Annotated in this window: 40 protein-coding genes and 3 tRNA genes; 14 read left to right on the top strand and 29 right to left on the bottom strand. The window is 60.6% G+C overall.

Going from position 1 to position 23,855, the window contains the following annotated elements; translation table 11 throughout:
• The first annotated feature begins 51 nt into the window (after nucleotides 1–51).
• Nucleotides 52–1,183, top strand: a protein-coding gene (prfB, locus tag AC0C6X_RS09930; protein ID WP_173516233.1) for a peptide chain release factor 2 whose coding sequence is annotated in 2 segments (ribosomal slippage) — nucleotides 52–120 and nucleotides 122–1,183 — 1,131 coding nt in all. Because the reading frame shifts where the segments join, the coding sequence is not laid out codon by codon here.
• Between the two features lie 165 nt (nucleotides 1,184–1,348).
• Here the strand turns inward: prfB and AC0C6X_RS09925 are convergent.
• Together AC0C6X_RS09925 and AC0C6X_RS09920 are read right to left on the bottom strand one after the other, a co-directional pair.
• A complete protein-coding gene (locus tag AC0C6X_RS09925) occupies nucleotides 1,349–1,837 on the bottom strand; it encodes a hypothetical protein (RefSeq protein ID WP_472952900.1) in 489 nt (162 codons plus the stop codon).
• A gap of 198 nt (nucleotides 1,838–2,035) precedes the next feature.
• Nucleotides 2,036–2,809: an NAD kinase gene (locus AC0C6X_RS09920; RefSeq protein ID WP_173516235.1), complete on the bottom strand. Its 774-nt coding sequence runs from the start codon at nucleotides 2,807–2,809 to the stop codon at nucleotides 2,036–2,038.
• 157 nt (nucleotides 2,810–2,966) lie between these two features.
• On the opposite strand from AC0C6X_RS09920, the gene AC0C6X_RS09915 reads away from it, so the two are divergent.
• Nucleotides 2,967–3,042: transfer RNA gene (locus AC0C6X_RS09915), tRNA-Thr, on the top strand.
• A gap of 194 nt (nucleotides 3,043–3,236) precedes the next feature.
• On the opposite strand, the gene AC0C6X_RS09910 is transcribed toward AC0C6X_RS09915, so the two are convergent.
• The gene (locus AC0C6X_RS09910; protein ID WP_472952898.1) at nucleotides 3,237–4,178 is read right to left on the bottom strand and encodes a LysR family transcriptional regulator; all 942 of its coding nucleotides are present in this window, start codon (nucleotides 4,176–4,178) and stop codon (nucleotides 3,237–3,239) included.
• A 137-nt stretch (nucleotides 4,179–4,315) separates the two neighbouring features.
• Here AC0C6X_RS09910 and AC0C6X_RS09905 point away from each other — a divergent pair, with 137 nt between their 5' ends.
• Both AC0C6X_RS09905 and AC0C6X_RS09900 read left to right on the top strand, forming a co-directional pair.
• Complete coding sequence (locus tag AC0C6X_RS09905) at nucleotides 4,316–4,936, top strand: FMN-dependent NADH-azoreductase (protein ID WP_472952896.1); 621 nt, start codon at nucleotides 4,316–4,318, stop codon at nucleotides 4,934–4,936.
• Nucleotides 4,937–5,100: 164 nt separating this feature from the next.
• A complete protein-coding gene (locus AC0C6X_RS09900; protein WP_246304394.1) occupies nucleotides 5,101–5,355 on the top strand; it encodes a hypothetical protein in 255 nt (84 codons plus the stop codon).
• Here AC0C6X_RS09900 and AC0C6X_RS09895 read toward each other — a convergent pair.
• Complete coding sequence (locus tag AC0C6X_RS09895) at nucleotides 5,345–6,061, bottom strand: AprI/Inh family metalloprotease inhibitor (RefSeq protein WP_173516238.1); 717 nt, start codon at nucleotides 6,059–6,061, stop codon at nucleotides 5,345–5,347. The two genes, AC0C6X_RS09900 and AC0C6X_RS09895, sit on opposite strands and share 11 nt — an antisense overlap.
• Nucleotides 6,062–6,208: 147 nt before the next feature.
• Entirely contained in the window at nucleotides 6,209–7,084 is an 876-nt protein-coding gene (locus AC0C6X_RS09890) for a TrmH family RNA methyltransferase (protein ID WP_472952893.1), read from the bottom strand.
• Nucleotides 7,085–7,302: 218 nt separating this feature from the next.
• Between AC0C6X_RS09890 and AC0C6X_RS09885 the strand changes: the two genes are divergently transcribed.
• Both AC0C6X_RS09885 and AC0C6X_RS09880 read left to right on the top strand, forming a co-directional pair.
• Nucleotides 7,303–7,387, top strand: a tRNA-Tyr gene (locus AC0C6X_RS09885).
• A gap of 23 nt (nucleotides 7,388–7,410) precedes the next feature.
• A tRNA-Gly gene (locus tag AC0C6X_RS09880) sits at nucleotides 7,411–7,484 on the top strand.
• 49 nt (nucleotides 7,485–7,533) lie between these two features.
• Here the strand turns inward: AC0C6X_RS09880 and AC0C6X_RS09875 are convergent.
• Nucleotides 7,534–8,676 carry a hypothetical protein gene (locus AC0C6X_RS09875; protein ID WP_472952891.1) on the bottom strand — a complete coding sequence of 381 codons (1,143 nt, stop codon included), beginning with the start codon at nucleotides 8,674–8,676 and terminating at the stop codon, nucleotides 7,534–7,536.
• Nucleotides 8,666–8,884, bottom strand: a complete 219-nt coding sequence (locus AC0C6X_RS09870; RefSeq protein ID WP_472952888.1) for a hypothetical protein — start codon at nucleotides 8,882–8,884, stop codon at nucleotides 8,666–8,668. Before AC0C6X_RS09870 ends, AC0C6X_RS09875 begins: the two co-directional genes overlap by 11 nt.
• A gap of 35 nt (nucleotides 8,885–8,919) precedes the next feature.
• Between AC0C6X_RS09870 and AC0C6X_RS09865 the strand changes: the two genes are divergently transcribed.
• Nucleotides 8,920–9,129, top strand: a complete 210-nt coding sequence (locus AC0C6X_RS09865; protein WP_472952886.1) for a hypothetical protein — start codon at nucleotides 8,920–8,922, stop codon at nucleotides 9,127–9,129.
• Nucleotides 9,130–9,131: 2 nt separating this feature from the next.
• On the opposite strand, the gene AC0C6X_RS09860 is transcribed toward AC0C6X_RS09865, so the two are convergent.
• From AC0C6X_RS09860 to AC0C6X_RS09770, 19 genes are all read right to left on the bottom strand, one after another.
• On the bottom strand, nucleotides 9,132–9,323 hold the full coding sequence (locus AC0C6X_RS09860) for a hypothetical protein (RefSeq protein ID WP_472952885.1): 192 nt from the start codon (nucleotides 9,321–9,323) through the stop codon (nucleotides 9,132–9,134).
• On the bottom strand, nucleotides 9,320–9,532 hold the full coding sequence (locus AC0C6X_RS09855; RefSeq protein ID WP_472952883.1) for a hypothetical protein: 213 nt from the start codon (nucleotides 9,530–9,532) through the stop codon (nucleotides 9,320–9,322). The genes AC0C6X_RS09860 and AC0C6X_RS09855 overlap by 4 nt, the downstream gene beginning before the upstream one ends.
• Complete coding sequence (locus AC0C6X_RS09850) at nucleotides 9,529–10,269, bottom strand: hypothetical protein (protein WP_472952881.1); 741 nt, start codon at nucleotides 10,267–10,269, stop codon at nucleotides 9,529–9,531. Before AC0C6X_RS09850 ends, AC0C6X_RS09855 begins: the two co-directional genes overlap by 4 nt.
• On the bottom strand, nucleotides 10,269–10,556 hold the full coding sequence (locus AC0C6X_RS09845) for a hypothetical protein (RefSeq protein WP_472952879.1): 288 nt from the start codon (nucleotides 10,554–10,556) through the stop codon (nucleotides 10,269–10,271). The genes AC0C6X_RS09850 and AC0C6X_RS09845 overlap by 1 nt, the downstream gene beginning before the upstream one ends.
• Nucleotides 10,553–11,377 carry a hypothetical protein gene (locus tag AC0C6X_RS09840; RefSeq protein WP_472952877.1) on the bottom strand — a complete coding sequence of 275 codons (825 nt, stop codon included), beginning with the start codon at nucleotides 11,375–11,377 and terminating at the stop codon, nucleotides 10,553–10,555. The genes AC0C6X_RS09845 and AC0C6X_RS09840 overlap by 4 nt, the downstream gene beginning before the upstream one ends.
• A gap of 29 nt (nucleotides 11,378–11,406) precedes the next feature.
• Complete coding sequence (locus tag AC0C6X_RS09835; protein ID WP_472952874.1) at nucleotides 11,407–12,717, bottom strand: DNA cytosine methyltransferase; 1,311 nt, start codon at nucleotides 12,715–12,717, stop codon at nucleotides 11,407–11,409.
• A 211-nt stretch (nucleotides 12,718–12,928) separates the two neighbouring features.
• A complete protein-coding gene (locus AC0C6X_RS09830) occupies nucleotides 12,929–13,303 on the bottom strand; it encodes an HNH endonuclease (RefSeq protein ID WP_472952872.1) in 375 nt (124 codons plus the stop codon).
• A 3-nt stretch (nucleotides 13,304–13,306) separates the two neighbouring features.
• Nucleotides 13,307–13,513: a hypothetical protein gene (locus AC0C6X_RS09825; protein WP_472952870.1), complete on the bottom strand. Its 207-nt coding sequence runs from the start codon at nucleotides 13,511–13,513 to the stop codon at nucleotides 13,307–13,309.
• Entirely contained in the window at nucleotides 13,510–13,692 is a 183-nt protein-coding gene (locus tag AC0C6X_RS09820) for a hypothetical protein (RefSeq protein ID WP_472952868.1), read from the bottom strand. The genes AC0C6X_RS09825 and AC0C6X_RS09820 overlap by 4 nt, the downstream gene beginning before the upstream one ends.
• A gap of 160 nt (nucleotides 13,693–13,852) precedes the next feature.
• Nucleotides 13,853–14,410, bottom strand: a complete 558-nt coding sequence (locus AC0C6X_RS09815; RefSeq protein ID WP_472952866.1) for a DUF1643 domain-containing protein — start codon at nucleotides 14,408–14,410, stop codon at nucleotides 13,853–13,855.
• Entirely contained in the window at nucleotides 14,410–15,195 is a 786-nt protein-coding gene (locus AC0C6X_RS09810) for a recombination protein NinB (protein ID WP_472952864.1), read from the bottom strand. Before AC0C6X_RS09810 ends, AC0C6X_RS09815 begins: the two co-directional genes overlap by 1 nt.
• Nucleotides 15,192–15,806, bottom strand: a complete 615-nt coding sequence (locus tag AC0C6X_RS09805; RefSeq protein ID WP_472952861.1) for a lambda exonuclease family protein — start codon at nucleotides 15,804–15,806, stop codon at nucleotides 15,192–15,194. Before AC0C6X_RS09805 ends, AC0C6X_RS09810 begins: the two co-directional genes overlap by 4 nt.
• Nucleotides 15,803–16,609 carry an ERF family protein gene (locus AC0C6X_RS09800; protein ID WP_472952859.1) on the bottom strand — a complete coding sequence of 269 codons (807 nt, stop codon included), beginning with the start codon at nucleotides 16,607–16,609 and terminating at the stop codon, nucleotides 15,803–15,805. Before AC0C6X_RS09800 ends, AC0C6X_RS09805 begins: the two co-directional genes overlap by 4 nt.
• A gap of 106 nt (nucleotides 16,610–16,715) precedes the next feature.
• Nucleotides 16,716–16,838: a hypothetical protein gene (locus AC0C6X_RS09795; RefSeq protein ID WP_472952857.1), complete on the bottom strand. Its 123-nt coding sequence runs from the start codon at nucleotides 16,836–16,838 to the stop codon at nucleotides 16,716–16,718.
• Nucleotides 16,835–17,041: a hypothetical protein gene (locus AC0C6X_RS09790; protein WP_472952855.1), complete on the bottom strand. Its 207-nt coding sequence runs from the start codon at nucleotides 17,039–17,041 to the stop codon at nucleotides 16,835–16,837. Before AC0C6X_RS09790 ends, AC0C6X_RS09795 begins: the two co-directional genes overlap by 4 nt.
• Nucleotides 17,038–17,376, bottom strand: coding sequence for a hypothetical protein (locus AC0C6X_RS09785; RefSeq protein ID WP_472952854.1), 339 nt, complete (start codon nucleotides 17,374–17,376; stop codon nucleotides 17,038–17,040). The genes AC0C6X_RS09790 and AC0C6X_RS09785 overlap by 4 nt, the downstream gene beginning before the upstream one ends.
• Nucleotides 17,376–17,795: a hypothetical protein gene (locus AC0C6X_RS09780; RefSeq protein WP_472952852.1), complete on the bottom strand. Its 420-nt coding sequence runs from the start codon at nucleotides 17,793–17,795 to the stop codon at nucleotides 17,376–17,378. Before AC0C6X_RS09780 ends, AC0C6X_RS09785 begins: the two co-directional genes overlap by 1 nt.
• Before the next feature lie 35 nt (nucleotides 17,796–17,830).
• Nucleotides 17,831–18,568 carry a pentapeptide repeat-containing protein gene (locus AC0C6X_RS09775; RefSeq protein WP_472952851.1) on the bottom strand — a complete coding sequence of 246 codons (738 nt, stop codon included), beginning with the start codon at nucleotides 18,566–18,568 and terminating at the stop codon, nucleotides 17,831–17,833.
• A gap of 66 nt (nucleotides 18,569–18,634) precedes the next feature.
• The gene (locus AC0C6X_RS09770) at nucleotides 18,635–18,925 is read right to left on the bottom strand and encodes a hypothetical protein (protein WP_472952850.1); all 291 of its coding nucleotides are present in this window, start codon (nucleotides 18,923–18,925) and stop codon (nucleotides 18,635–18,637) included.
• 328 nt (nucleotides 18,926–19,253) lie between these two features.
• On the opposite strand from AC0C6X_RS09770, the gene AC0C6X_RS09765 reads away from it, so the two are divergent.
• Entirely contained in the window at nucleotides 19,254–19,523 is a 270-nt protein-coding gene (locus AC0C6X_RS09765) for a hypothetical protein (RefSeq protein WP_472952849.1), read from the top strand.
• 291 nt (nucleotides 19,524–19,814) lie between these two features.
• On the opposite strand, the gene AC0C6X_RS09760 is transcribed toward AC0C6X_RS09765, so the two are convergent.
• Nucleotides 19,815–20,222, bottom strand: a complete 408-nt coding sequence (locus tag AC0C6X_RS09760; protein WP_472952848.1) for a hypothetical protein — start codon at nucleotides 20,220–20,222, stop codon at nucleotides 19,815–19,817.
• A 388-nt stretch (nucleotides 20,223–20,610) separates the two neighbouring features.
• Here AC0C6X_RS09760 and AC0C6X_RS09755 point away from each other — a divergent pair, with 388 nt between their 5' ends.
• The gene (locus AC0C6X_RS09755; RefSeq protein ID WP_472952846.1) at nucleotides 20,611–20,820 is read left to right on the top strand and encodes a hypothetical protein; all 210 of its coding nucleotides are present in this window, start codon (nucleotides 20,611–20,613) and stop codon (nucleotides 20,818–20,820) included.
• Here AC0C6X_RS09755 and AC0C6X_RS09750 read toward each other — a convergent pair.
• Complete coding sequence (locus tag AC0C6X_RS09750) at nucleotides 20,817–21,188, bottom strand: helix-turn-helix domain-containing protein (RefSeq protein ID WP_472952844.1); 372 nt, start codon at nucleotides 21,186–21,188, stop codon at nucleotides 20,817–20,819. The two genes, AC0C6X_RS09755 and AC0C6X_RS09750, sit on opposite strands and share 4 nt — an antisense overlap.
• Nucleotides 21,189–21,257: 69 nt before the next feature.
• On the opposite strand from AC0C6X_RS09750, the gene AC0C6X_RS09745 reads away from it, so the two are divergent.
• Nucleotides 21,258–21,464 (top strand): helix-turn-helix domain-containing protein, encoded by a 207-nt coding sequence (locus tag AC0C6X_RS09745; RefSeq protein ID WP_472952843.1) that lies wholly within the window; start codon nucleotides 21,258–21,260, stop codon nucleotides 21,462–21,464.
• A 5-nt stretch (nucleotides 21,465–21,469) separates the two neighbouring features.
• Here AC0C6X_RS09745 and AC0C6X_RS09740 read toward each other — a convergent pair whose 3' ends face one another.
• A complete protein-coding gene (locus AC0C6X_RS09740) occupies nucleotides 21,470–21,718 on the bottom strand; it encodes a hypothetical protein (RefSeq protein ID WP_472952841.1) in 249 nt (82 codons plus the stop codon).
• A 26-nt stretch (nucleotides 21,719–21,744) separates the two neighbouring features.
• Between AC0C6X_RS09740 and AC0C6X_RS09735 the strand changes: the two genes are divergently transcribed.
• The 4 genes from AC0C6X_RS09735 to AC0C6X_RS09720 all read left to right on the top strand — a co-directional run bounded on the left by AC0C6X_RS09735 (nucleotide 21,745) and on the right by AC0C6X_RS09720 (nucleotide 23,800).
• On the top strand, nucleotides 21,745–22,209 hold the full coding sequence (locus AC0C6X_RS09735; protein WP_472952839.1) for a hypothetical protein: 465 nt from the start codon (nucleotides 21,745–21,747) through the stop codon (nucleotides 22,207–22,209).
• Nucleotides 22,210–22,218: 9 nt separating this feature from the next.
• Nucleotides 22,219–22,431, top strand: a complete 213-nt coding sequence (locus AC0C6X_RS09730; RefSeq protein WP_472952837.1) for a hypothetical protein — start codon at nucleotides 22,219–22,221, stop codon at nucleotides 22,429–22,431.
• A gap of 323 nt (nucleotides 22,432–22,754) precedes the next feature.
• Nucleotides 22,755–23,204 carry a hypothetical protein gene (locus AC0C6X_RS09725; protein WP_472952835.1) on the top strand — a complete coding sequence of 150 codons (450 nt, stop codon included), beginning with the start codon at nucleotides 22,755–22,757 and terminating at the stop codon, nucleotides 23,202–23,204.
• A 44-nt stretch (nucleotides 23,205–23,248) separates the two neighbouring features.
• Nucleotides 23,249–23,800 carry a hypothetical protein gene (locus tag AC0C6X_RS09720; protein ID WP_472952833.1) on the top strand — a complete coding sequence of 184 codons (552 nt, stop codon included), beginning with the start codon at nucleotides 23,249–23,251 and terminating at the stop codon, nucleotides 23,798–23,800.
• The last annotated feature ends 55 nt before the right edge of the window (nucleotides 23,801–23,855 follow it).

Raw genomic sequence — 23,855 nt, 5'->3', positions numbered from 1 at the left:
GCATCGCTATTTGACGCTCACCTTCATTTCGGGTTCACAAGAAGCAGGATCATGCGCAGCGAAATCGAGAATATTGTCGACGAAATCAAGCAGGCCATAAGCCTGCTGAGGAGGCATCTTTGACTGGGATCAGGCGGTAAGACGACTGGACTGGTTGAACAACAAGGCCGAAGACCCGACCCTCTGGAACGATGCTTCGGAAGCTCAGAAGCTGATGCGCGAGCGCCAGCAGCTTGACGACGGCATCAATGGCCTGCGTCGTTTCGAGCAGCAGCTCAACGACAACATCGAACTCATCGAACTCGGTGAGGAAGAGGGCGATGCAGCGATCGTCGCGGATGCCGAGCAGGCGCTGCGCGAGCTTCGGTCGGAAGCGGCCAAGAAGCAGGTCGAGGCCATGCTGTCTGGTGAGGCCGATCAGAACGACACCTATCTCGAAGTGCATTCGGGTGCCGGCGGCACGGAGAGCCAGGATTGGGCCAACATGCTTTTACGCATGTACACCCGCTGGTCCGAGCGCCAGGGATACAAAGTCGAATTGATGGAAATCCAGGACGGCGAAGAAGCCGGCATCAAGTCTGCGACGCTGCTCATCAAGGGCCACAATGCCTATGGCTGGCTGAAGACCGAATCGGGCGTGCATCGCCTGGTACGCATTTCGCCCTATGACAGCAACGCGCGCCGTCACACCTCGTTCTCCTCGATCTGGGTTTACCCGGTGGTGGACGATTCGATTCAGATCGACGTCAATGAGAGCGATTGCCGCATCGACACCTACCGCTCCTCGGGCGCCGGTGGTCAGCACGTCAACACGACCGACTCGGCGGTGCGCATCACGCACATGCCGTCGGGCATCGTCGTGCAGTGCCAGCAGGAGCGCTCGCAACACAAGAACCGGGCAAAGGCCTGGGACATGCTGCGCGCCCGCCTCTATGAGGCCGAGCTGAAGAAGCGGGAAGAGGCGGCCAACGCCGAAGCCGCGTCGAAGACCGACATCGGCTGGGGTCACCAGATCCGCTCCTACGTTCTGCAGCCCTACCAGTTGGTCAAGGATCTGCGCACCGGCGTCGAAAGCACGGCACCGGGCGATGTTCTCGACGGCGAGCTCAACGAGTTCATGGAAGCGGCGCTCGCGCACCGCGTCAGCGGCGGTGCGGATGCCGTCGTCGACGATCTGAACTAAGGCATGTCGCGCAAAAGTGCGCAGTGGTTTTGCGATAAGACATGCGATATCAAGAACTTAAAGCGCAAGGAGCGAATCTGAGAGATCGCGACCCGCTCTAAGCATCGCGGCGAGAGTTCTGGAATTGAAGAGGGCCGGGTGTTCGCATCCGGCCCTTTCGTTTGTTCAGTTCGAGGCGCGCTCGATCTTGATGTCGCCGAGATCGTCGATGAGCACGGTCCAGCTCTCCGGTTCGCGCGCGGTCGGATCGGTCTTCAGATAGACCGTCGCGAACATGCCCGGCTGCGCGGTGACGCCGGTCGAGCTCTCCGGGCGAATGTCGGTGACATAGGCCTTGAGCGCCGAGAACTCTTCGAGTTCCGCCGAGGAAACCACCACGGGTCCGGCTGGTGTCGCTTCGATCTGCTGCAGATGGACCTGTGCCGTGCCATCCGCCTGCCGAAGCGCGATCAGCTTGTAGTAGCCGCGCCGGGCGTCGCCTCGCTTCTCGGCGGCCGCATTGGGGTCGGGCGAAGAAAGCGGCTCTCCGCTTTCCTCCCAGTAGCCCGTGCTCGTCACAAAGGTTACCCGCGGCGGCACGACGTTGGCGTCCTCGGCCTTGGCGCCGGCGCTCGTCACGAGCAGGAGAAGCACGAGAAGGGCGGATCTTTGCATTTGGGATTGTCGTCCTTTCAAACCATTCCGCGGCCGCCTCGCTCCTACAGCGCTGCGCGTCTTATCAGACGCGCAGCGCTGTAGCATTTTGAATTACTGCATGTTTTCTTTAATCGGGTACCGATTAAAGAAAACATGCAGTAGCGGTCGCAAGCCGGTCCGTGGAGGATCATACCATATCGCGCGGAGAACGTGCGCTCAGTTCGAGAATTGCTCGGCCAGGATGCGGTCCGACCAGGAATGGTCGGGATCCGAGAGGATGCGCGCCGTCATGTTTTCCGATTCGGCGATTCGCACTTTGACCACTGATTTTACTTCCTGGTGGTCCGCCACCGCGTTGACCGGTCGCTTGTCGGCTTCGAGGATTTCGATCTCGACGGTCACATGGTTCGGCAGCAGCGCGCCGCGCCAGCGCCGCGGACGGAAGGCGCTGACCGGCGTCATCGCGAGAAGCGGCGCTTCGAGCGGCAGGATCGGACCGTGGGCCGAGAGGTTGTAAGCCGTCGATCCGGCGGGCGTTGCCACCAGCAACCCGTCGCAGGTCAGTTCCTCTAGCCGCGTCTTGCCGTCGATGACGACGCGCAGCTTCGCGGCCTGGTAGGATTGGCGGAAGAGATAAACCTCGTTGATCGCAAGCGCCGTGAAGCTCTCGCCATAGACATCGGTCGTCTGCATCTCCAGGGGATGGAACGCGTTTTCGACCGCCTGACAGATACGGTCCGGCAGGTTTTCGGTGCTGTAGCGGTTCATCAGGAAGCCGACGGAGCCGCGGTTCATGCCGTAAACCAGCTTGCCGCTGTTCATGGTCTGGTGCAGCGTCTGCAGCATGAAGCCATCACCACCGAGCGCCACGATCACGTCGGCCTTTGCCGGATCGTGATCACCATAGATCGCCTTGAGATCGGCCGCAGCCTTTTGCGCCTCCTCCGCAGAGGAGGCGAGGAAGGCGAAGGAATTGAACGTTCGGGCCATGAAACTCTAGTCCGTTCGATGCGTTGCATGCCGCTTACGGCGATCTCTCGACCCCGTTTCTGGCATGGCCGGCCGCCGAACGCATCTGAAAAATTGGGAGAATTCGCAAATTTGCTTTACACCGCGCGAGATTATGGTAACTCCGACCGCTGAAAGTGCCCTTATAGCTCAGTTGGTAGAGCGGCTGATTTGTAATCAGTAGGTCGGGAGTTCGAGTCTCTCTGGGGGCACCAAGTCATCCTTTTTTGCTGAAATCGTTCGCTTTTGCTGGGACCGCATTCGGGTTGAGATGCGGGCTGCCGCGCATCGTCACGCGGTGGCCCTCGGCGTGGAGATCGTCACGCCAATGCAATTCGGTCCACGGTCCGCGCTCCCGACGGCCATCTCTTGATGATTTGCCGGTGTCGAGCGGCACCGGGTAGCGACGTCAGATGTCGAACGAGGGGGCCATCCGTACCGGAACCTCGCGGCATTTCTGCAGGGCGTTGAGGAGATTTTCGGCGAGATAGTCGATCAGCGCCCGGGTTGCCGGCAGCATGCCCTGGCGGGACGGGAAGACGAGGTGCACGACGACGTCGTTCGAGGTCCACTCCGGGAGCACCGGTACCAAGACGCCGGCCCGGAAGGCGCGCTCGCAGATATGGTCCGGCAGCAGCGCCACGCCCATGCCTTCGATCGCGGCACGTTCGAGAATGATGAAGTCGCTGCAGCCGATGATCGGGCGGTGGGTGATCTCCGTCGTGTGCCCGTCGGCCGAGATGAGCCGCCAGACATCGGTCGGGTGCTGTTCGTTCATCGACAGCGTTGCCTGCCGGCTGAGATTGTCGATCGTGATCTCGCCCGCGCGGGCAAGGAACGTCGGGCTGGCGGCGAGCCGCTCGCGCACTTCGCCGAACTTGCGGATGATCAGTTGATTGTCGGTGTCGAGTTGGCCGCGGGCGCGAAGCGCTACGTCGATCCGTTCCTCGATGAGGTCAATGCGGCGGTTGGTGGCGGTGATCAGCAGCCGTACGCCGGGATAGCGCCGGTGAAACGCCGGAAGGATATCGGCGAGCATGGGCGTAAACCCGAGCGGGCAGGCGAGCCTGACGGTGCCGGAGGGCTCGGCCCGAACGGCCGCGATTTCGGCTTCGGCGGCAGCAACGCCGTCGAGCAGCCCCTGGCAATGCTCGTAGAACACGCGGCCGATGTCGGTGACGCGCAGCTTGCGGGTCGAGCGCTCGAGAAGGCGCACACCGAGCTGCTCCTCGAGGCGGGCCACATGTTTGCTGAGTTTGGACTTGGGTATGTTGAGGTCACGTGCGGCAGCACTGAAGCCGTTGTTTCGCACCACGGCGGCAAAAAGCCCGAGGTCGTTTAGATCCTGCATTGTCCTGTCTCCGAAGTGCGGATGCTCGGCGTGATTGTTTCCGTCTGGAAACAGTATGTCAAATATCCACTGGCTTATCGGGTGATTGTTTTCCCCTCATATGTGGATCACCGCAACGCAAACACAAAGGTGTTCCCATGAATGTTCTTCATATCGACTCCGGTATCCTCGGTGATCACTCGGTTTCCCGCCGCCTGACGGCCGCACTCGCTGCTCAGGTCAAGGCTGATCGCCCGGATGCAACGGTGACCTACCGTGACCTCGCCGCCAGCTCGCTCCCGCACCTGACCGGCGCCCAGATCATGGCTCCCGCAGATCTCGCAGGCGTGGACGCCGTCCTTGCCGCCGACGTCAAGCTTGGCCGCGACATGCTCGAAGAATTCCTGGCTGCCGACACGATCATCATCGGCGCCCCGATGTACAATTTCGGTATTCCGAGCCAGCTCAAGGCCTGGATCGACCGCATTGCCGTCTCCGGCAAGACCTTCCGTTACACCGAAAATGGTCCGGAGGGCCTCGCCAAGGGCAAGAAGATCATCGTCGCCTCGACCCGCGGCGGTCACTATTCCGCCGGTCCGGCTGCCGTGATGGACCACCAGGAATCCTACCTGAAGACGGTCTTTGGTTTCCTGGGCGTCACCGATGTTGAGTTCGTCCGCGCCGAAGGCCTGAACCTCAGCGCCGACTCCAAGCAGTTCGCGATCGCCGAGGCCGAAAAGACCATTGCCGAGGGCAATGTGCTTCGCCTGGCGAGCTAAAATATAGATAGGTTCAGCGGATCACGGCGGTGATCCGGTGGAGGGGCCTTGGCCCTGCTTGCGGACGGTGCCGGTTGCGGATGCAGCCGGCATTGTCCGTTTTCGTCTATCCCGATTTGCTTTATATTGCCTTCATGACGAACCGGCGGACGATCCTTTGGGGCATGACCGCTACGGTGGCCCTTTTGCTCGCCGCCGAAGCCGCACTTGCCGCGCCGCCGGATCACGGCTGCACCTGCCGCAACCGCGATGGTTCGAAGTATGAACTTGGACAGATTGCCTGCGTGCGCGTTGGCGGTAACGCCTATCTCGCGCGCTGCGAGATGAACCTCAATGTCACCACGTGGAAAAAGTTGCGCGACGGCTGTCCGACGGCAAGCACGCCTCTGGACTTTACGCGGCCATCGGTCAGTTTCTGACGAGGAGCAGCGGCTTGCCGCCTTCGTTCCGGTCTTTCTCGAATCCGGAAGCTGTGGCCGTGAAAGCGAGCGAACTGCCGCCGTCTCCGAGCAGGGTTATGCCAAGGCCGTTTGCTGTCCAGCTCCGCAGTTTCAGTTTTCTGACGGCGCCTTCGCAAGGTTCCTCCACGGACAGCCCCAGATTACCGCCACTGTCGACGGTCCCCGTGAAGGTCACCTGGCAGACGGCGGTTCCGTCCGGACGTTTCATCTGCCATGCGCCTTTCATATTGGCCGGCGCCGGCAGATGCGAGATGCCGTCCACCGCCGGCACGAGCGCCAGTCGCGGCCCGTTCTCGCCGTTCGTCAGGAGAGGGGATCCCTCGCTCTCTTCAAAGCGGGCGTGGACTTTTCGCAGGACGTCGATCAGCAACAGGCCACCACTGCCGTCGAAATTCCACGCGGCGACGTCGGCAAGGATTGGCAGACTCTTGGCGCAGCCCTCGGCCCCGGCAACGGCGTAGCCGCCGATCGCCTCGTCGGCGGTGAGTGTGAGCTTGCATCCGTCGGCGCCATCGAGCGGCGCGACCAGATAATCGCCCGTCTGCGCCGCGATGATGGCGGGATCGATGTCGCCGGCCGCGGAGGCGGTGTGTGGACCGAGGCAGACCGCAGTCAAAACCAGCAGCCGAAACAGTGGTACGCGTGATGCCAGTGCGATGACCATGAAAGCTCTCCGATCCCAACCACGCGGAGATTTCCACTGGCCCAATATCGCGTCAATGTGCGGCCCTTGGTGTCGCTGCGCTAAGCCTGGGGCAATGCGACCGCCCGCATGGTCGTCGCGATGGGCGGTCGGCGCTGTCTGGAGATCTCAGCGGTTCAGGAACTGGCGCGCAGCATACATGGCGATCGCCGCCGCGTTCGATACGTTCAGTGATTTGATCGCGCCCGGCATGTCGAGCCGGGCAAGGTCCGTCACGATCGAACGGGTCTTCTGCCGCAGCCCCTTGCCCTCGGAACCGAGAACGAGTGCGATCTTCTCGCCGCTGAATGTTCCCTCGAGCGGCTGCGGCCCTTTCGAATCGAGGCCGATCGTCTGGAAGCCCAGCCGATGGAGCTCTTCGATGGCATCCGCAAGATTGGTGATCTGGATATAGGGAATCATCTCCAGCGCGCCCGAGGCGGATTTGGCGAGCACGCCCGATTCGGTCGGGCTGTGGCGCATGGTGGTGATCAGCGCGCCGGCGTCGAAGGCGACGGCAGAGCGCATGATGGCACCGACATTGTGCGGGTCGGTCACCTGGTCGAGCACGAGAATCAGCGGGCAGTCGCGAAGCGCTTCGAGCTTGCGATGCGGCAAGGGACGCGTTTCGAGCATGACGCCTTGGTGGATCGCATCAGGACCGAGGATCTTGTCGAGATCCTGCGGCGTCACGGTCTCGACCGGGAAGGGCAGGGCCGACAGTTCGCCGAGCTCCAGCCGGGCAGCGGCGTTCTGTGTAACGCTGAGGCGAACGACCTGGCGCGCCGGATTGTCGAGAGCGGCGCGAACCGTGTGCAGGCCGTAGAGCAGGACTTGTTCCGGCGCGAGTTGCGGCGGCTTCCAGTCGGCCGGCGCCTTGCGGCGCTTCTCCTGTTTTGGCGTTGGGATTTCGCCTCGCTCCCGCTTGGCGTCGCGGTGGGCGCGCCTGAGGTTGGCGTAATGGGTGTCCTTGGCGCTCTTGTCGCCGGTGCGATCTTTGCTCATGGGCGTCTTATAGAGAGGTTGCAGGCGGGGCGAAATGGTTTTCGGTGGGCGGTCCGGAATTGTCGCTGTGGAGAAATTCAGAAATTTTCCATTGAGCCGTGTTGACAGGACGAAAGAGGGCAGTCATATACCCGGCCACAGATCGAGAGCGGCAACGACAAGTCGCTGGGTTGTCTCGCGATCTCAATTGCTTGGTCGAAAGATCCCGACAGAATAATGGAGGGATGCCCGAGTGGTTAAAGGGGACGGACTGTAAATCCGTTGGCTCAGCCTACGTTGGTTCAAATCCAACTCCCTCCACCATTCTGCTTCTGGATCGAAGGCCCGCGGGTATAGCTCAATGGTAGAGCAGCAGCCTTCCAAGCTGAATACGCGGGTTCGATTCCCGCTACCCGCTCCAATGAAATCAAGACCTTAGCAGAACGGCGTTTCACTCGTTTCACGACGTGTCACTTACGCATTTCAGCACGAGCCTTGGCAATCTGCCGGCTCTTTTCCAGGCCATCCCCGCGGCTATAGCGGCGAGTGGTCTTTGTCGTGCTGTGCGTCGCCAAATTGCTGGCGTCTTCCAATGAGCCGGTTGCCTCGACCGTCTCCGTCACAGCGCCGGCCCGCGCATCCATCGACCAGACATTTGATGGTACGCCGGCCGCGTCTCTCACCTTCCGGAATTTCTCCGTATAGCGATTCTCCCAATAGGGCTTGCCTGTGTCCTCGTCGACGACGACGGGGCCGATGTCAGGGATGCGGAATGCCTTCAAGGCTTCCTGCACAAGCGGCATAACCGTCAGATCGCGCGCCACGTCGGCGCCCGTCTTGCTCGTCTTGAGCGTCAGGATCATATCCCGCGATATGTCCTGCCCCGTCAGTCCGCGCCAACGGAACGCGCCACCTTCAGGCGGCGGGGCCCACTCCCCAATCACGTCAATGCGCCTCAGCGCCGATTCGAACTTCAGCGCCTCGACGAACCCGATCGAGGGGCATTCCATTTCGATGCTCTTCTGCACGATCGCCAGGCACTGGTCATAGGTCATGACGACCGTGCGCGCCGTCGGCTGTTCGAAACGCATGTCGGAGAGGATTTCTCTGGCCTGCGCGCAGCCGCTGAGGCGTTCGCCGGCTCCGTAGGAGATAATCACCCGCAGGAGCTTGATCGCGCCTGACGCCCTCCTATGGCCTTTCTGTCGCCACTTGGCGAACCACTCTCTGAAATCAGATGCCTTGAGCAAGTCAATACGCCGGCTGCCGACGTTCTTCTCGAGAACGCGCAAGCTCGGTTCGTAATCCCTTATGCGCGTCGAGTGTTTGACGGTGTGGAGCGTGCTCGTCTTGTCGCATCGGTAGCAGTCGATCAGGGCCTTGATGGTCCCGTCGTATTTGGGTGGCGCATCGATATTGCGCAGATCCGCCCGTAACTGCTCGGTGAGCCGCTGGCATTCCGCGGCTATCCCCTCGTCGGAAAGACCATCGGCAAGGCGGATGGTCGCGAGATAATCCGGGGCGGCCTTCACCGCCCGTTTCGGATTCCAGTAATGGACGGCAGTCCCGTCCTTGTTCAGCCGGTACTGGTAACCCGGCCTGTCAGTCCTCATCCCAATTTTCCTTTCCATCGGGGGCGAGATTGCCCGATGGTAGGATGCCTCCTTGATTGGCTGGCGTGTCAACCGGTTCCTTCTTGTGGATACCGGGGATCAAGGTGACAACGAGCGTGCGCAGATCGACCTGCACCGCGGCGCCCTCGCGATCCGCAGCACGGATCAGGCGCTCAACATCTGCTTGTCGGAAGGCCGCTCTGCTCATCTTGCCTCCTGCGCTTCCCGCGCCAAATATCCGAGATGGCTAAGAAACCCGCGAAATCCCCCGACGCCCCCGAGATCGGCGATACCGTCGTGCTTACGGGTGAGGTCGTTTGGATAGACGACGACTTTGTGCCGCGGGTGGCGATCTATGGCGTTGATTACCCGGTCAGGGTTGCGGGACATCGTTATGAAGTGATCAAGTCGACGAAGGCCAAGCCGGTTAAGGCGCCGAAGAGTGAGGGGTAGGGTCATGGCTTCCTCCTCGCGCCGCAGTCGTCACATTCGTAGCGGATATCGGCCAGCGCCTCGTTAGCGCCGAAGCTAACGATTCCCCAGAACACCCGGGAAACAACCCCTTCGTCCGTCTCTCCGAAGACGTTAAACCGGATCTTGGTGTGATCGGTCGCGCACTGGCAGAACCGGCAATAGCGCTTGGTCATGGGGACTCCTTCATCGCTGCCTGTGCTGGGTTATGGTCTACCGTCAGCACGGCCATGTTCTCGCCGGTGGCTTTGCGGTACACAGCTTGCAGTCTCAAGCGCAGGTCTTCCCACAGGCGCGGCTCAAGGTGCCGGCTCAACTGGCCCCTGGATGCCAGGCCGATAGCGGCTTCATCGAAGCGTTTTGACAGTTGCTCGGGCATGGTCACGACCGCCCCTCCGTTTCCTTCATCGCGGCACGGCCGGCGTCGGTGATGGAGAACATCCAGTGCCAGCCAGTCACAGACATTTCCTTCTGTGCATAGCCTAAAGCCACAAGCTGGACCAATGTGAGGGGCATATATTTGCCATTCACTCGGCCTGTCGATAGCTGCTTCAGCGCTTTAGTTTGCAGCTTTGTCATCTTCATGGCTTGCCCTCCTGCTCTGGTGGCGCTGGGCGGACGGAGAGTGGTTGGTGGTGCTCCCTCCGCTCTCTGCCTGATGGCGGCGGCGATGCGCTCGGCTCTCATGTTTGCGGCCAATGCCGCCGCTGCTGAATTTGGCTCGATGGTATTCTCAGCGATATGCGCGGCCTCTTCGAAATCCTGCCTGCGTGCGTCGTTGTAATCATCGATCGCTGCGGTCAGGTGGCCTTCGAGGATCGCCCGGGCCTCACGTGCTTCGGCCAACTCGCGCTCCAGACGGGAGAACAGATCGGCGCGCACGTATTCGGTCGGCTCTTGCTGCTCTGCGCATTCGGGCCAGACCTTATCTTCGCACCATAGGCGGCCTTCGCCGATAGCTTTGGCATCCTCGGCATTCTGCAGCCAGATGCGTTCGGGATCGCCCTTGCCTTCGGAGGGGGTCATGGGAGGCGGATCAGGATCGGTATGGGTGTGAGGATTGCAGTCCGGGCAGCTTCGGCTGCACATGCGCTGATGCCGGTGGCAATAGTCGTGGCCCATCACTTGATCCTTTCGCCGCGCTGGTGGAGCATCATGCAGAAGTTGGCGACGTCTACCGGGTCACCCTTCTCGACGTGCTCGCGGAGGAGTTGCGATAGGAACTCTGCCGAGCATTCTTCCTTGTTCTCCCATCCGCCGCGACCTTCGTTGCGCTTCTGAGCAAGCTTATCCTTCATCGCATAAGCGAACCCGTCCACGGCGAAGTCGTCTGCATGAGGAGCTCGGACGCGTCCCATTGGGGCGGTCCCAAGATTTGGCAGGCCGTGCGTCTGCTTGGGCTTTCTCATCCCTGTCTCCTTTCCTCGTCTCTGGACGCATCGCGGGAGAGGGCGCGAATGGCATCGCGGAGGTATTCAAGCGAGATTTGCGCGACGTTGCCTTCGCAATCGACGTAGGCGTGCCACATGGTTGCGTCGGCAGGAGCTTCTGCGAGGATGTATTCAGCTACCTCGGCGAATGGCTTGAGGGCTTCCCGCATTCGCTCCAGATCATCCTGAGCGGCGGGAGGGGTGGAGAGAGCCGACAGGATGCAGCCATTGAGGTGAGCCTGTGCGGCTTCCTTGGCATCATCAAGGGTCTTGAACCAAACGCCGTACTGGCTCGTTCCGAGAAGCCGCACCGCCAACTCGTCGTCGCCGACAACTGGATACTCGGTGATGATGTAGTTGCCGATGGACGACTGTGCGAAATGATACCATGGGTTTTCGTCGCCTTGCTTCCATTCGAGTTCCTTGACCTTTACCGCCACACCCACCGACGGCTGAACGGGACGGAGGGCGTCGGCTTCCGGCATGCCGCATTGAAGTAGCCATTTCTCGCGCGTGTCATGATCTCGCTTGCCGGCTGGAAGCTGCAGGTCAGCCAGTCGCGCCTTCAGCCATTCGACTTGGGCGGCAGCCCCGCCGTTCTCCTTTTCAGGGTCATTATCAGGGTCATTTAGGCAACTTGTTTCCAAGGGGGAGCGGGACGGCAGAAGGGCGACGGCGGCACGAATGCCAGCCTCAACTGCCTGGTCAAAAGCCATGTCGTCGTCAATCATGAATTCGAGATATCGGCTGTTCGCGGCTTCCAGGCCGGCTTCGATCATTTCCTTGCTGAGCTCGGTCACGTGTTCTCTCCTCGGGGAAGGGGTGGCGGTCATGGATCGATCTCCATCATCCGAATAAGGCGAGCTGCGCCGGCGGAGCCTCGCGCGGCAAGCCGAGTTGCAAGAGTGCGGATCGCATATGCTGCCTGAAGTGGGACAACGCCGTTTCCGAGCATGCGAAGTCGGTCCACGCGGCCAATGTCCAGCCGGGAGGCCAGCCCATCAGCCACTCGACGAAAAGCGGGTTCAAGCTCCGGCGCGGATGCGAGAGTGTCGCGCCAACTGGATAGGTCAGCCGGTCCCGGAGCGAAGAGGGGTCGAATCCAAGTCGGCGCTGCGTCTTCTCGCTCACGAGATAGATCTCGCGCGGGACTTCCCCCATGACCATTTCCGCCTGTTGCGCGATCGATAGGGACGACACGCTGTCTGGTCGCTCCAGCGCGATCGATGATGTCCTCTCCGATGAAACCCGAGGTGTGGCCCATTGGCTGGCTTGCGCCGGCAGCGCTGGACGTCCTGAACTGTCCCTCTGGTTCGGGCCCCCGTGCTCGGCGTCCGATGCTCTCGGCGTGCTCCATAGCTGCTCGGCTGCGTAGTCCAGCCGATCGCCCCGCATCTGCCCGTCCTTGCGCTCCAGCGTCGGGCCTGAGCCCTTCCAGTCGTTCGCTGTAGGCGTCGGCCTGGCCGACGCCTGGAACACCTTCGCAGCTATCGCCAGAGGCACGCCGGCCCCATTGCCGTTCTGGTGCTTGTCCTTCAGGTCGCTCGCTCTCGCAAACCACGTCTCCGGCTCTTCCCCGTCGTTTGGAAGCCCCGATGCTGGGGTCGGCCACTGCGAGGATGATGATGCGTTCGCGCTGATGGCTCGCGCCGACTTCTGCCGCCGTGAACAATCCTCCCTCAACCTCGAAACCAAGCTTGTGAAGGTCTCGGAATACTCGTTGCGCGCCAGCGATTTCGTCAGACCCCGCCGCGAGCATGCCGCCGACGTTCTCGATGACGACGAACCAGACACCGGACTGGACGATGATGCGACGGGCCGTTGACCAGAGGTCGCGGGCATCGAGGCTTCCTTGCTTTCGGCCGGCGAGGCTGTGAGGCTGGCACGGGATGCCACCAATGAGGCCGTCCACTGCGCCACGCCACGCTCTGCCATTGAAGGTTCGGGCATCGCTCCAAATAGGAGCTTGAGCCAGGAGGCCTTGTTCCATCGCTGAAACCAGTGTCGCGACTGCGAAGGCTTCCCTCTCCACCATGCAGACTGTTCGAGCGTCTGGAACTGCCAGTTCGAAGCCGAGATCAAGGCCGGCTCCTCCGGTGCAGATAGAGATGAGGTTGAGGTGTTCGGTACGTAAAGCCACAACGGTCACTCTCCTGCGTCTCTCACGCCGTCTAGGGAACGGGGGGTGGTGCGGCGGTTCCAGTCCTGATCTCTGATGTGCGGGTTCATCGTGCACTCAGGGCCGTCTTGCGAGCATGGGCCGTGCGCCTCGCATTCCTCGCAGACGATCACGTTTGCGAAGACCTCAAGTTTCGTGCTGCCGCAGAACGGGCAAGGGAGGAGGGTGGTGCTCATCGGCTTACGACCTCCCCAGTTCGACGATCGACGACGGTCCCGTCCATCAGTTTGCGGAAGCGGGGATTCGACAGGCTCGACTTCGGCTTGTTCAGGCCAAGGTGTTTCGCCTTGACCCGCTTGGCCTTGGCGATTGCGGCCACGTCGAGTTTGTCCTTGCCGCGGCGGCAGTCTTCATGAGCCGGAGCGCAGTTGTCGTCCTCGTCCTTGCCGCCGAGCCCGAGCGCGATCAGATGCTCGATCGTCCATTTCTGGCGCACGCCGTCGATCTTCTGCTCGCAAAGGCAGCAACGCCCGCCATGGGCTTCGAAGATGCGCAAGCGGCGCATGCGGGACATGGAGCCGCGTTTGGTGGTGCCTACGTCGGTCACTGGCTACTCCATCATCTGGCGTTTGCACGGGCCATCGCACCAGAAGCGAAGGTGCTTATTCCGGCCGGCGAGGCGGGCGTGAAGGAATCCGTCACACTGAGGGCATTGGACGCGGGCGGATCTGATACCCTTCTTGAGCATCTGGGCCTTCATCTTCATGCCGTCGGTCAACGTCGACATGATCGCCGCTTTGTCGAAGGTCGCGCTCATGCGTCATCCTCCAGCTTCATCGTTCCGGCCTTCCAGTCCCGCTTGATGGATGCGAGCTCCTGATCAACCGCAAGGATTGCAAACACGACGGCCTTGGCGATCCCGCACAGCAGCGCGTAGACGAAAGACAGGATCAGGGTCGGCGGGGCGAACACGAGGATGAAAAGTCGGGCGATCATCAAAGCCTCCCTGTATCGCGGCGGATGCGCTTGATCAGCCCGAGATAATCAAACGGCTCTCTGCGTTCGTCAGGAAGCCGCACAGCGCGTTCTGCGGCCTCGGCGGTGTCTGGGGTCGGGTGAGTGTCGACGGCGCTCGGCGGGGCTGTGAGAGGGGATGTCATGCTGCCGCCTTCCAAATGATTGCCGGCTGGTCAGCAGCTATCCTGTGCTTGCCCCGCGCCAACGGATGCTTTGGTGCCCCGGATGCTGTTTTTCCCCAGCACCAGAGGTCTGGATACGGCCCCTCACCGGATTGGATTTCTTCGACAACGTGATCGATCCACAGGTCATCCCAAGCGATGGCACCCCAGCAGACGAACACCTGATCGGCGGCCTTTGCCTTTGCGACGACATGCGGAAGGTTGACGAAGTGCAGATCGTCGCGAATGTCCCATGCACCGTGGTCGATCGTCGCGACAATGCGGCGGCACTCTGCCGGGTCCGACGTGCAGAATGGGTAGAGGTTCACGGCGTCATACCGTCCGAACCCAGCGCGGAGGAACCAGGAATTCCACCAGCGGGACGTCGGGTCATCCTTGTAGGCGTCCGCCGTCGAAGGGTTGCACCCGATGACGCAAGCTCGGGGGCCGCTTCCCCATTCGCGGGACAGGGTGAGCCTGTTATCGCCGTGGAATTCGGCGGTGGCCCTTGGTGCATGTCCGAGAAGATCAAGCATCACGCCGCACCTCCGATCTCGGCAACGTCGCAATCAAGCAGGTCGCCGGCGATGAACTTTCGCGACTGCTCAAGCGTGCGCTTGCCGTTCAGAACCGCCTTCAGGCAGACAACGACGGTCGACAGCTTCGGCCAGTCGGCTTCCGGCACGACGTCGCGATAGTTCAGCATCATGTCGCTGACGGCCTTGTCCTTGGCTTCGGCGGTCAGTTCCTTGTCGTCGACCGTCTTCGATGCCTTGCGGGCGAAGTCCATCAGGTGTTGCCGCAGTTCGGCCGGCAAAGGGTTGGAGGGCGACGGCTGAGGGGTTGTGCCGTCGCCCTCTCTGACTGACGGTGGCGGATCGTCAGTCTCCGGCGGGCCTGGGGTATCCTCGCCGGGATTGGTGTTGTCGTTGGATTCGCGCGGCTCCTTGAACACGACGTTCTGTTCCGCGCCGAACGCATAGATGAGCTCGATCAGGTTCGTCATTTCCTCGATCGTCATGCTTGACGTGCGCATGCCGAGCGGAACGAAGGTTCCCTTGTCGATGCCAGGCACGACGCGAGCGTGACGAAGGGAGGCGGTGAAAACGTCCTTCCAATCTTCCGCGTCCAGCTTCGTGCCGTACCACTCGACCTGGTCGGATACCTCATGGAGCATGGCCCACATCTTGGCGCTCTGCTCATGGGAACGGGTTTTCTTCCGGAACTCTACGATGGTCCCGGCTTCGACCTTGTGAGCCCACCGAGCGATTTGCTCGCGTTCGGCTGGCCCGTTGATGGTGACGATGGCGCGCGTGCTCATGCGGCCTCCAATTGACCATAGCGGCGGATCTTCTCGACCGTGGCGGCGAGTTCATCGTTGAACCGGTCGATCTCTCCGGCGATTTCCGAGATGTATTTTTCGTCGCGATAGGCGCGCTTCACGAACAGCGGGAGCTTCGGCCAGAAGCAGACGATATCGACCCACTCGCGTTCTGCGACCCACAGAGCGCCCTGGCACTGAGCCCGATGCTCTGGCGGGAACTGATCCTTCAGCAACACCTCGATCAGGATATGAGGTGCCTTGCTCTTGAACTCGCCGAGCCCATTGGTACCGACGAGGCAATCCGGGCTGGCTCCCTTGTTGCCGTTCCTGACGAACCCGACCAACTCGGGCTCACAGTTCGTCAGGAACTTGTATTCCTTGAGCGCTTCGGGCTCCATTTCGTGCCCGCGCTCCATGGCAGCGTTGGTGTAGTTTTCCGCTGGCGCGCCGGTCAGGATTTCGCCGGCCAGCTTGAGCATGTACGTGCGCCGGGTCTTGCCCTCGCCCTTCGCCATCACAGTGGCGAAATTGGAGGCCGTAGGGATGCCAAGGCGCGCCTCGTACCATTCGGGCGAGTTCTGCTCGCAGGTGATGATATCGACGCTCATGCTGCGCTCCCTGCGCGGGCCTGAGCCTGGGCGCGCTGGTTCGTGAGGTAAGCCACGCGCTGGCGAAGCGACTGCACGACGTCGTTGAACTTGTTCATCGGGATATCGTTGACGGCCCCGATCTCCCACCGCTCGCAGAACTTATCGGTTTCGAGTTCGGCTTTCTCGATCAGTTCGCGGATGACGGACGCCTGTGCTTCCGTGATCAGCTTCGTGTCGTCGGTGGTCTCGTCCGCTTTGGCGCCGTCGTCGTCAGCCGCAGCGGCCAGCCCGAGCGCGGCCTTGAGCGTATATCGCTGCAGATAGGTGACGGTAGAACCGATCGCCTGGATGCTGTTCTTGTTGCCGCTGTCGTCCTTGCCGGCCATCAGCGTGTTTTCCTCACTGTGGCCAAGCCGATGCGAAATGATGCAAGTGACGGAAATCGGATGGTTCGGCTCGGCCGACGTGCGGTAGCGGACGGAAAGGCCATGAGCCGAAAGGACCGGGCCGATCTGGTTCATGATCGAGGCCAGATCCTCATACTGGTAATTCGTCCGGCCCTTCTGCGTGGTGAAATCGACTTTCCGGGTTTTGACGATCTTCGGCATGTTCGCTTTTACGGCCGCCATGGCTTCGTCGAACGCCTTGCGGGCCTGGTTGGCCTCCCACCGCTCCTGCAACGTCATGAGCTGCGTCAGCGTCTCTACGCTGGCACCAGACGAGACGGCGCGGTCCAGCATCTCCATGGGCGTCATAACGGCGCGAGGCCGCTCAGCGGTCATCTGTGTGGGCGTGTGCATGATCTCAACTGCGTTTGCCATCTTGGCCTCCATGGTTTGTTTGACTTGTGGGAGGACGCGGTTTGCGAGAACGTCGCCCAAGAGCACCTCGGGGCCGGCGGGGTCGATTACGTTGCTCATGGTGTCCTCACAGAAAAAGCGGGATAACGATTGCCGCGAAGCAGACGATCACGGCGGTCAGATAGTGGTCGGCCTTCGGCGGCTCGTGCGTGGGCTCAAGGGCGACGACGCGGGAACGAGGAAGGGTCATTCGGCTGCCTCCTTGACCGGATCGCGCTTGACGATCTCGAAGCCGAGACGGTCGGCCAGTTCGCGGAATTGACGATCGATCTCTGCGGTACGGAAGTCGCCGACTGTGCCCCGATGGCCGTCTTCGGCGTAGGCCAACAGGACATCCGCCGAGAGGTTCCGGGCTGACAGGTAGGCGCCGTATAGGTCGGGGTTGTGCTTCACAGCCGGTCCTCCCATTCGCGGTCCCTGCGGGCTTCCGCCTTCATTTCCTCGGCGTCGATGTAATCGGCCTCGTCCTGCATGTGGCTGCGGAAGCGCTCCAGCAGCTTGCCGCGCGATATCGCCTTGGCCTTAAAGACGTTGAAGTCCTGCTGGCTGGCAGGTTCAATGCGCACCAAATTCCCAGCATGGCCGTTTTCTTTCAGCCGGCGTTCGGTGTTGTCGTGCGCGTCCTGCATGATCTTGCGGAGTTGTTCACCGCGCTCGCTGGCAATCTTTTTTTGAGCCTTGCCGACAGTCAGGTAGTTGTCAGGGTCGTTTTTGGTGACCGTGCTCATCACAGCCGCCCTCCGAACTGCTGACGGGCGTTGTAAGTCCCGTGACTGCTCTGGGTGTACGGGAGGCCATCGCGAACCGTGCGGGCCTCGCACCACGATTCCCAAGCATCGGACTGGCGAACGAAGTCGGGGAGGAGCCCTTCGTCGGAAACCCGACCGCCCCAATCGGACAGGAACGCCTCAGCCATCTGCTCGGTCACATCCTCGCCGTGGAGGGCATCTAGATCGAACCGAACGAACTTCGTCACGTCATCCCCGAACCGCGCCTTGCCTTCATCGAACAGAGCTTCAAGCTCGGTGGCGAAGGTGACGCCGAAGGGCTCCGTCTCGTCGTAGTAGAACCCCTTCGGCGAAGCGGTCATGGCGAGAAGGACCTCGCGGCTCTGGATGAACGGTGTGCCTGCTGTTCTCGCGTACATCGTCGTGTCCTCTGGGTTCGGTGGGCGCCGGTAGGTCAGCCGCAATAGGCTTCGGCTTCGGCCTTGGTGATGAAGAAGTGGATGCCGGCGGCGCATTCCTGCTGCCAGTTCTCATCGAAGCAATCCGGAGTGACGCGGGAGCCGGCGACGTATTCCGTCACGCCGTCGTGCAGGGAAATTCCCGTCTCCGCCCCAATGACTTCGGTAACGTCCGCGAACTCGGCCCTGCACTTGCGGCCGAACGCATGGGAGCGCTTCGCATCTGCCGGGATGAGCAGCTTCACGATCACGTCGCCCCGGCATTTCTTCCAGCCGATGAGGTCGCCTTCGGGAAGAATGCGGGTCTGAGCAATAACCAGATCTGCGCTTGTCGCGTCCTTCAGGTCGGCCCGGAACAGGTCGGCCCCGGACAGGTTGGCCCCGTACAGGTTGGCCCCGGACAGGTTGGCCATGGACAGGTTGGCCCCGTACAGGTTGGCCCCGGACAGGTTGGCCATGGACAGGTTGGCCCCGTACAGGTTGGCCCCGGACAGGTTGGCCATGGACAGGTTGGCCCCGGACAGGTTGGCCATGGACAGGTTGGCCCCGTACAGGTTGGCCCCGGACAGGTTGGCCATGGACAGGTCGGCCCCGGACAGGTCGGCCCTGGACTTAATCGCCCACTTCACAGCCAAGCCGATCTTGTAGGAGCGCGCCGAATTCTCGTCGCACTCGATCTCGGCCGTGAACTGCACCGAGCCGCTGAACCTGTTGAGAATGTCGAACTTGATCACGGATATGTCCTCGTGAGTGGTTGAGATCACTTTCCAAATCCGCCCGAAGGCGGATGCCGAAGCGGTTCATGCGGCAGCAGCGCGGATCCGTTCCCGAGCGGCGCGGTCTTCGTTGTCGATCTCACGAGCGCGGAGGAGGTACTGTTCGCAAAAGTCGCGGTCGTCGTCGTTGAGGGCCGCTGCGAAGAAGGTCGGCTTTGACATGAAGGACGGGTCGCGGATGATAGCGATCATGTCGTCCGTGTAGTCGTTGTTCCAGAACTCGTGATCCGTGATTGCCGGCCGAGCGACTTCCGCCAGGTGGCGTGCCTTACGGAAGGCTTCCATGTGAGTGAGCGTGTATCTGACCTTTGTCATTTCCCCATCCTCTTGTTCAGCCCTTCGCCAAGGGCGGTCTGTCGTGAAATCCGTTGGGCCTTTTCCGTTCGTGCCCAGGAACAAAAATCTCTGACGTGTCATCTGTCGGTAGTTGGTCCAGTGCGGACGCTCGCCCCGAGCTGCAGTTCACATGACGGCCTCCAATCGCAGTTGGCTTGATTGCCGTGTCCGTCGATCACGTTTCGCTTTGTCCCTGTCGGGCGGTCAGTCGTGATTGGTTGATGGAGACAATAGTGCATTACATTCACATATCCGTCAACGATAAAAGTGAATGACATGAACGAAAATTTGACTGCGGAGGAATCATGTGCCAAAAGAAAAGCGCCGGCGGGATGATCCGACCGGCGCTGATGGCTTCCAATGCTGTACCGATTGTTTAGCAGAACCGCTTTTGAAACGCAATCGGATTGGTCGCTGTCAGGCGCTGAAAATCGCAAAATCTTGGGTCTGCTCGGAGGTTCCCGCCAAGATGATGTGTTCGGAGGCGCAATGGCAGCGGTCTTTTTCGGGCTTTGACCCCGCGCCGCCGATCAATCCGGCAAATCAAATCCCACGCGGTTACCGGTTCCCAGGCTGAACCGGATAGTCATGGCGGGTCTTATACTTGCGACTTCGACCGTCCGAATGCTGACACGAGCTGAGGAGTAACCAGAGCACACAAACCCGACCGTCCACGTAGCCATCCACAGCTCTGGACGATCACCTTGAGAAAGGGGCGGCGCAAATTTCGCCGAGGGGCAGGGGGACGGCCACCTTCCATCACGGAAAACGGCACTCTGGCTATACTGTGACTTGAAAGGTGTCCTGCCCGGTTCGCAGCCCGCTCGATTGTAGTGGGGGCAGTAAGCGAAGGGGGGAAGTGTACCTACTACTCAACCAGACAGCCAGCCTTGAGCATCTTAGCCTGCTCGACTTCGTGCGCGCGCTGCAGCTTGTTCATCGTTTCAAGGCAGAGGTTCATTACGTCAACCGAGTTCGGGTCGAGCCCATTTGCGAAGTCACTCTTCGCCGCCCGATCCTTCGCCCGCTTGTCAGCCTCATCGGCCTCAATGATCGCGTCGTTCTTGCTGCGGCCACTCTTCGCTAGGAACAACCGCAGGGACATCACCCCGGTCTCGGCATGGCCCCCGCCGATCGACGGCGCACAGAGATAGGCATAGGTCTGATAGTCGAATAGCGCCCGGTACGCTTCTACAAAGTGCTGCTTCACGGACTCGGCTTCGAAGTGGCATTCCTCCGCAGCGGCCGGCGCCGCGATTGCCAAGCTGGCGATCATCAAATATGTCCGCATCACCGTTCCCCCATCGGCCCAAGACGCCAGCCTACGACACCCGCAACCCTCGCGGAAGTCACCTGAGATTTCAGTAATTTATCAAAAGTGAATACTCAGTTCGGGCTATAGGATCGTCCTCGGATGGGACAGACCATGCTGCATCCCGTGTCGTTCATCAGCCATGTCTGCAAAAACCCATAGATTCCATGGGTCTCAAACTCCTGATCCGTCACATAACTGTCATAAATCTTCCATGATCGATGAACCGGCAGGCCGATTATGACGGGTATGTGAAATCTTCACGCCGCAACTACCCCAGAAAATAGCCCTCGCCAAATGCAACCGTTGGGCTAACGTGCGGTGGCATAGGGCGTTTGGGGGTCAACTTAGAATGCTTAGACGAGAGTTCTTTTCCTTCGCGGCGGCAGGAGTGGCCGCAGCTCCACAGAATGCAGAGACGGAAGCGATTGACGTCGCAGGCTTAATTGAGCAGATCGACAAAACAATCCGCAGGGAAGTGCCAGGCGTCACGCGCGTCGAGATCATCCATGATCCAGCTAACCGCAAGATGCCCCTGATGATCGCAGCTTTCTGCGACTAGCCGTCTGTCCCGGTTCTCTTCTTTATCAAGGCGTCGGCCATGGTGAGGATGTCCCCTCGAAGCTCGGGGGATGCCTTCTTCAACTGGTCGTAAAGCGACCATACGGCGTCCTTGTCGAGCGGATTGCGCATGATCAGGTCCGCCACCTCACAGCCATAAGCGACCGCAGCGTTTTCCATGAACTGCTGTGTGTAGGGGCTCTTGGCGTTTTCGATCTTGGACAACAGCGTTCTTGATACGTTGAGGCGCGATGCTGCGGCCTCCTGGCTCAGGTTATGAAACTCCCGCCATTCCTTGATGAATGTCCGCTGTAGCTGCTGCTTTGGTTTCTTGACTGGAGCCATTTTCAGATTTTCGCACAGCAGCAATCTCGTTTCCATGCATTGTCATTCACAATGTGCTTGACATTCACGTTCATCACATTCACATTGTGAAGCATGAAAACGCTCGCTGAATATATGGCCGAACACAACATCAAGGACGCTCCCATGGCGGAGAAGGTCGGGTGTGACCGTTCGATGATCACCAAGATCAGGCTGCAGCAGGCAACGCCGTCGTTGCCCTTGGCCGTTAGGATCAACAAGGAAACGGGCGTTCCGATCGAAAGCCTTCTCGTTTCCAAGGCCGGCGAGGTCGCCCAATGACCCGCTCACTCCTCCAGATCCTTCAGCGTCCGACAGAGTTGCCAAGCCAGATCCTTCGGGATGCGCAGACGAGCGACAACGGTCGCCTTCGGGATGCCGTCGCCGTTCTGCGTGATGGCGGCAAAGCCGAGGCGCACGATACCGTCCTCCTCGGAAACCTCCGTCGCGATGTCGACGAAGACGGGCGGGTTTCCCTGATCAAAGATCACGAGGACCTCGTCGCCATTCCGGATTTTCCCGACCGTTCTCAACATGCCGTCTCCAGATTTTCGAGGGCTGCGTGATGAATGCGATACCGGAAGACATCAAGGAAACGGCCAAGTGCCTCTTTGAGGCGATCAAGATGCTTGAAGGTGAGCCTTCGACGAGCAAGGTGAACGTGATCGCCCATTCGCTTTTCGCCGAGCGCCAGCTCTGCGCTGAACGCGCCAAGCACGCCACGATGATGACCGGTGCGCCTCTTGAAGAGATTGGCGACGAGGTTGCCGAGTACGTCATGATCCCGCTCCATCGCGAACGGTTCTGGATGGTTCTCGGCATCGGGCAGGGTGTCCCGCGCTATCAGCACACCACCAAGGCAAGCGCCCAGGCAGAGGCTAAACGCCTCGCGGGCTGTTACCCCGAAATTATGTTCGTCGTGCTCGAAGTGGTCGATGGCTATCGATCCGAGAAGCCGACCGTCAACCAGTTCCGCATCGTCGACCCTGATCCCAATCAGCCGGAAGACGACGGAATCCCATTCTGAGGACGGGCCATGATCGATTTCATCCAACAGCATCCGAAACTGTTCTGGTCGTTGCTGATGTTCGCCGGCCTCGTTGGCGTGGTCCTTCTGTCGGTCGCAATGCCGCAGATGTACCGTAACTTCCTTCTCGCCCAGCGCGAGCAGCAGAAACGCGAAGAGGCCCTGATGGGCCGATACGCAAGTCTCAAGGAGTCTGTTGAGCGCGCTTCGAGGGGCATCTGATGTCATCTCGTCTTCTCCCCGGCGCACGTCGCATTCCAACCAGTCTTCAAGGGCGATCTGCCCTTGAGCTTTTCCGAGCCGGTTTCGACACCGTCGATATCGCGGCTCATTTCCGGATCGATGAGAATGAGGCGCACAAGTTAGTGTCCAGCTGCCTCAGCGCCATTCTCGGTCGATCCAATCCATATCCATCCAATTCGCTCCCCGCGGTGCGGGAAGTCCCCCATAGCCGAAAAGGCCGGGTGGCTTACGCGGGGCGCGGGTAACTCCTTCCTGCGTCATGGCCCCTGTCCGATGGGATCAACCTATCGGAGTGAATGACCATGACGCGGGTAGAAACTGACACGTTGGCGGCAACAACCAAACAAGAGGCAAGTGCAATGTCTGCGGTAGATGCATACAGCCCAGAGGAGGCCATCCAGTTCGCAAGCAAGATGTTCAAGCGTCGTTGCGAGGGATGGGGGGACGAGACGAGAGCTCTCGACGAGGTTTCGACATGGTGCGGCATGTCGGCCCGAAGCTTCAAAAGACTGATGAAGCGCGACGTGAAGGATCTGACACTCAGGTCCTATCGCAAGGTTCGCCTTGCTTACGTCGACTTCACGCACCGGCTCATCTCCGAGCTGAAGAACGAAATCTACGCGTTGGAGGAGACCCACGGACATGCGCCTGTGGCGGATATCGCAGATAGCCTGGCGGTTATTGAGGCTCAAGTCAAAGCTGAAAAAGCAGCCATCAAAAAGCGAATGCAAGACGCTGAAACCAAGAGGTGACGGGGAGAACACTCCGTCGCCCGTAGCCAAAGGATAAGGTGAGAATGCTAGTCAATGACACAGCCAAAGCCGAGCGCGAGCGCAGGACGCTCTTCAGCTACTACCACCAGCAGGACCGGGCAATAGCGGCCAAGATCAAGGCGCTGAACGAAGAGCGCAAGTCGGTTCGTCAGAACGCAAAGGCAAGCGGCTTCGCGGCGCAAAAGCTGGATCACTACCTCAAGTCCTTCCAGGCAGAAGACCAGCAGAAGCCCGTCGATCGGCTGCGGTCTGATCGGCAGAACCTTGAATGGCTCGGGCTCATCCCCGAGACGAGCGGCGGCGACCTCTTGGCCCAAGGCGATCGTGTCGACGGCGAGCAGCTTATCCGAGCCAAGGGCTTCCATGCCGGCCTGACGTGTCTGGACCGCGTGTCCGGTTATGACGCCGGCAGTGTCGACGACAAGCTGTGGCTGGAAAGCTACGACGCCGGGAAAGCCGAATACGAAGCCGAGATCCCCGACATTCTGGCGCGGGTACAGGCCGCCGCGACGAACGAAGAGCCCGCTGCGACGGGCGAAGACCCGTTCGGCGACACCCCGATCCCCTTCGACTGAGTTACCGCCGGCCGCGCTTTCCCTCCCTCGCGCGGTCGTAAACTATCCCGGCTTC

Source organism: Ensifer sp. VA4, from assembly GCF_055710065.1.
This window is presented reverse-complemented; position numbering and strand designations above follow the sequence as displayed.

Bases quoted from the DNA above. Each gene is read 5' to 3' on its own strand.
- AC0C6X_RS09860 (WP_472952885.1), bottom strand. From the start codon at position 9,323: ATGACCAAGCGCTATTGCCGGTTCTGCCAGTGCGCGACCGATCACACC.
- AC0C6X_RS09905 (WP_472952896.1), top strand. From the start codon at position 4,316: ATGAATGTTCTTCATATCGACTCCGGTATCCTCGGTGATCACTCGGTT.
- AC0C6X_RS09810 (WP_472952864.1), bottom strand. From the start codon at position 15,195: ATGAGCACGCGCGCCATCGTCACCATCAACGGGCCAGCCGAACGCGAG.
- AC0C6X_RS09780 (WP_472952852.1), bottom strand. From the start codon at position 17,795: ATGTACGCGAGAACAGCAGGCACACCGTTCATCCAGAGCCGCGAGGTC.
- AC0C6X_RS09805 (WP_472952861.1), bottom strand. From the start codon at position 15,806: ATGAGCGTCGATATCATCACCTGCGAGCAGAACTCGCCCGAATGGTAC.
- AC0C6X_RS09785 (WP_472952854.1), bottom strand. From the start codon at position 17,376: ATGAGCACGGTCACCAAAAACGACCCTGACAACTACCTGACTGTCGGC.
- AC0C6X_RS09890 (WP_472952893.1), bottom strand. From the start codon at position 7,084: ATGAGCAAAGATCGCACCGGCGACAAGAGCGCCAAGGACACCCATTAC.
- AC0C6X_RS09725 (WP_472952835.1), top strand. From the start codon at position 22,755: ATGACGCGGGTAGAAACTGACACGTTGGCGGCAACAACCAAACAAGAG.
- AC0C6X_RS09865 (WP_472952886.1), top strand. From the start codon at position 8,920: ATGGCTAAGAAACCCGCGAAATCCCCCGACGCCCCCGAGATCGGCGAT.
- AC0C6X_RS09800 (WP_472952859.1), bottom strand. From the start codon at position 16,609: ATGGCAAACGCAGTTGAGATCATGCACACGCCCACACAGATGACCGCT.
- AC0C6X_RS09815 (WP_472952866.1), bottom strand. From the start codon at position 14,410: ATGCTTGATCTTCTCGGACATGCACCAAGGGCCACCGCCGAATTCCAC.
- AC0C6X_RS09900 (WP_246304394.1), top strand. From the start codon at position 5,101: ATGACCGCTACGGTGGCCCTTTTGCTCGCCGCCGAAGCCGCACTTGCC.
- AC0C6X_RS09870 (WP_472952888.1), bottom strand. From the start codon at position 8,884: ATGAGCAGAGCGGCCTTCCGACAAGCAGATGTTGAGCGCCTGATCCGT.
- AC0C6X_RS09820 (WP_472952868.1), bottom strand. From the start codon at position 13,692: ATGATCGCCCGACTTTTCATCCTCGTGTTCGCCCCGCCGACCCTGATC.
- AC0C6X_RS09850 (WP_472952881.1), bottom strand. From the start codon at position 10,269: ATGGGCCACGACTATTGCCACCGGCATCAGCGCATGTGCAGCCGAAGC.
- AC0C6X_RS09910 (WP_472952898.1), bottom strand. From the start codon at position 4,178: ATGCAGGATCTAAACGACCTCGGGCTTTTTGCCGCCGTGGTGCGAAAC.
- AC0C6X_RS09920 (WP_173516235.1), bottom strand. From the start codon at position 2,809: ATGGCCCGAACGTTCAATTCCTTCGCCTTCCTCGCCTCCTCTGCGGAG.
- AC0C6X_RS09825 (WP_472952870.1), bottom strand. From the start codon at position 13,513: ATGAGCGCGACCTTCGACAAAGCGGCGATCATGTCGACGTTGACCGAC.
- AC0C6X_RS09770 (WP_472952850.1), bottom strand. From the start codon at position 18,925: ATGACAAAGGTCAGATACACGCTCACTCACATGGAAGCCTTCCGTAAG.
- AC0C6X_RS09895 (WP_173516238.1), bottom strand. From the start codon at position 6,061: ATGGTCATCGCACTGGCATCACGCGTACCACTGTTTCGGCTGCTGGTT.
- AC0C6X_RS09730 (WP_472952837.1), top strand. From the start codon at position 22,219: ATGATCGATTTCATCCAACAGCATCCGAAACTGTTCTGGTCGTTGCTG.
- AC0C6X_RS09740 (WP_472952841.1), bottom strand. From the start codon at position 21,718: ATGTTGAGAACGGTCGGGAAAATCCGGAATGGCGACGAGGTCCTCGTG.
- AC0C6X_RS09720 (WP_472952833.1), top strand. From the start codon at position 23,249: ATGCTAGTCAATGACACAGCCAAAGCCGAGCGCGAGCGCAGGACGCTC.
- AC0C6X_RS09795 (WP_472952857.1), bottom strand. From the start codon at position 16,838: ATGACCCTTCCTCGTTCCCGCGTCGTCGCCCTTGAGCCCACGCACGAG.
- AC0C6X_RS09760 (WP_472952848.1), bottom strand. From the start codon at position 20,222: ATGATCGCCAGCTTGGCAATCGCGGCGCCGGCCGCTGCGGAGGAATGC.
- AC0C6X_RS09745 (WP_472952843.1), top strand. From the start codon at position 21,258: ATGAAAACGCTCGCTGAATATATGGCCGAACACAACATCAAGGACGCT.
- AC0C6X_RS09925 (WP_472952900.1), bottom strand. From the start codon at position 1,837: ATGCAAAGATCCGCCCTTCTCGTGCTTCTCCTGCTCGTGACGAGCGCC.
- AC0C6X_RS09875 (WP_472952891.1), bottom strand. From the start codon at position 8,676: ATGAGGACTGACAGGCCGGGTTACCAGTACCGGCTGAACAAGGACGGG.
- AC0C6X_RS09755 (WP_472952846.1), top strand. From the start codon at position 20,611: ATGCTTAGACGAGAGTTCTTTTCCTTCGCGGCGGCAGGAGTGGCCGCA.
- AC0C6X_RS09845 (WP_472952879.1), bottom strand. From the start codon at position 10,556: ATGAGAAAGCCCAAGCAGACGCACGGCCTGCCAAATCTTGGGACCGCC.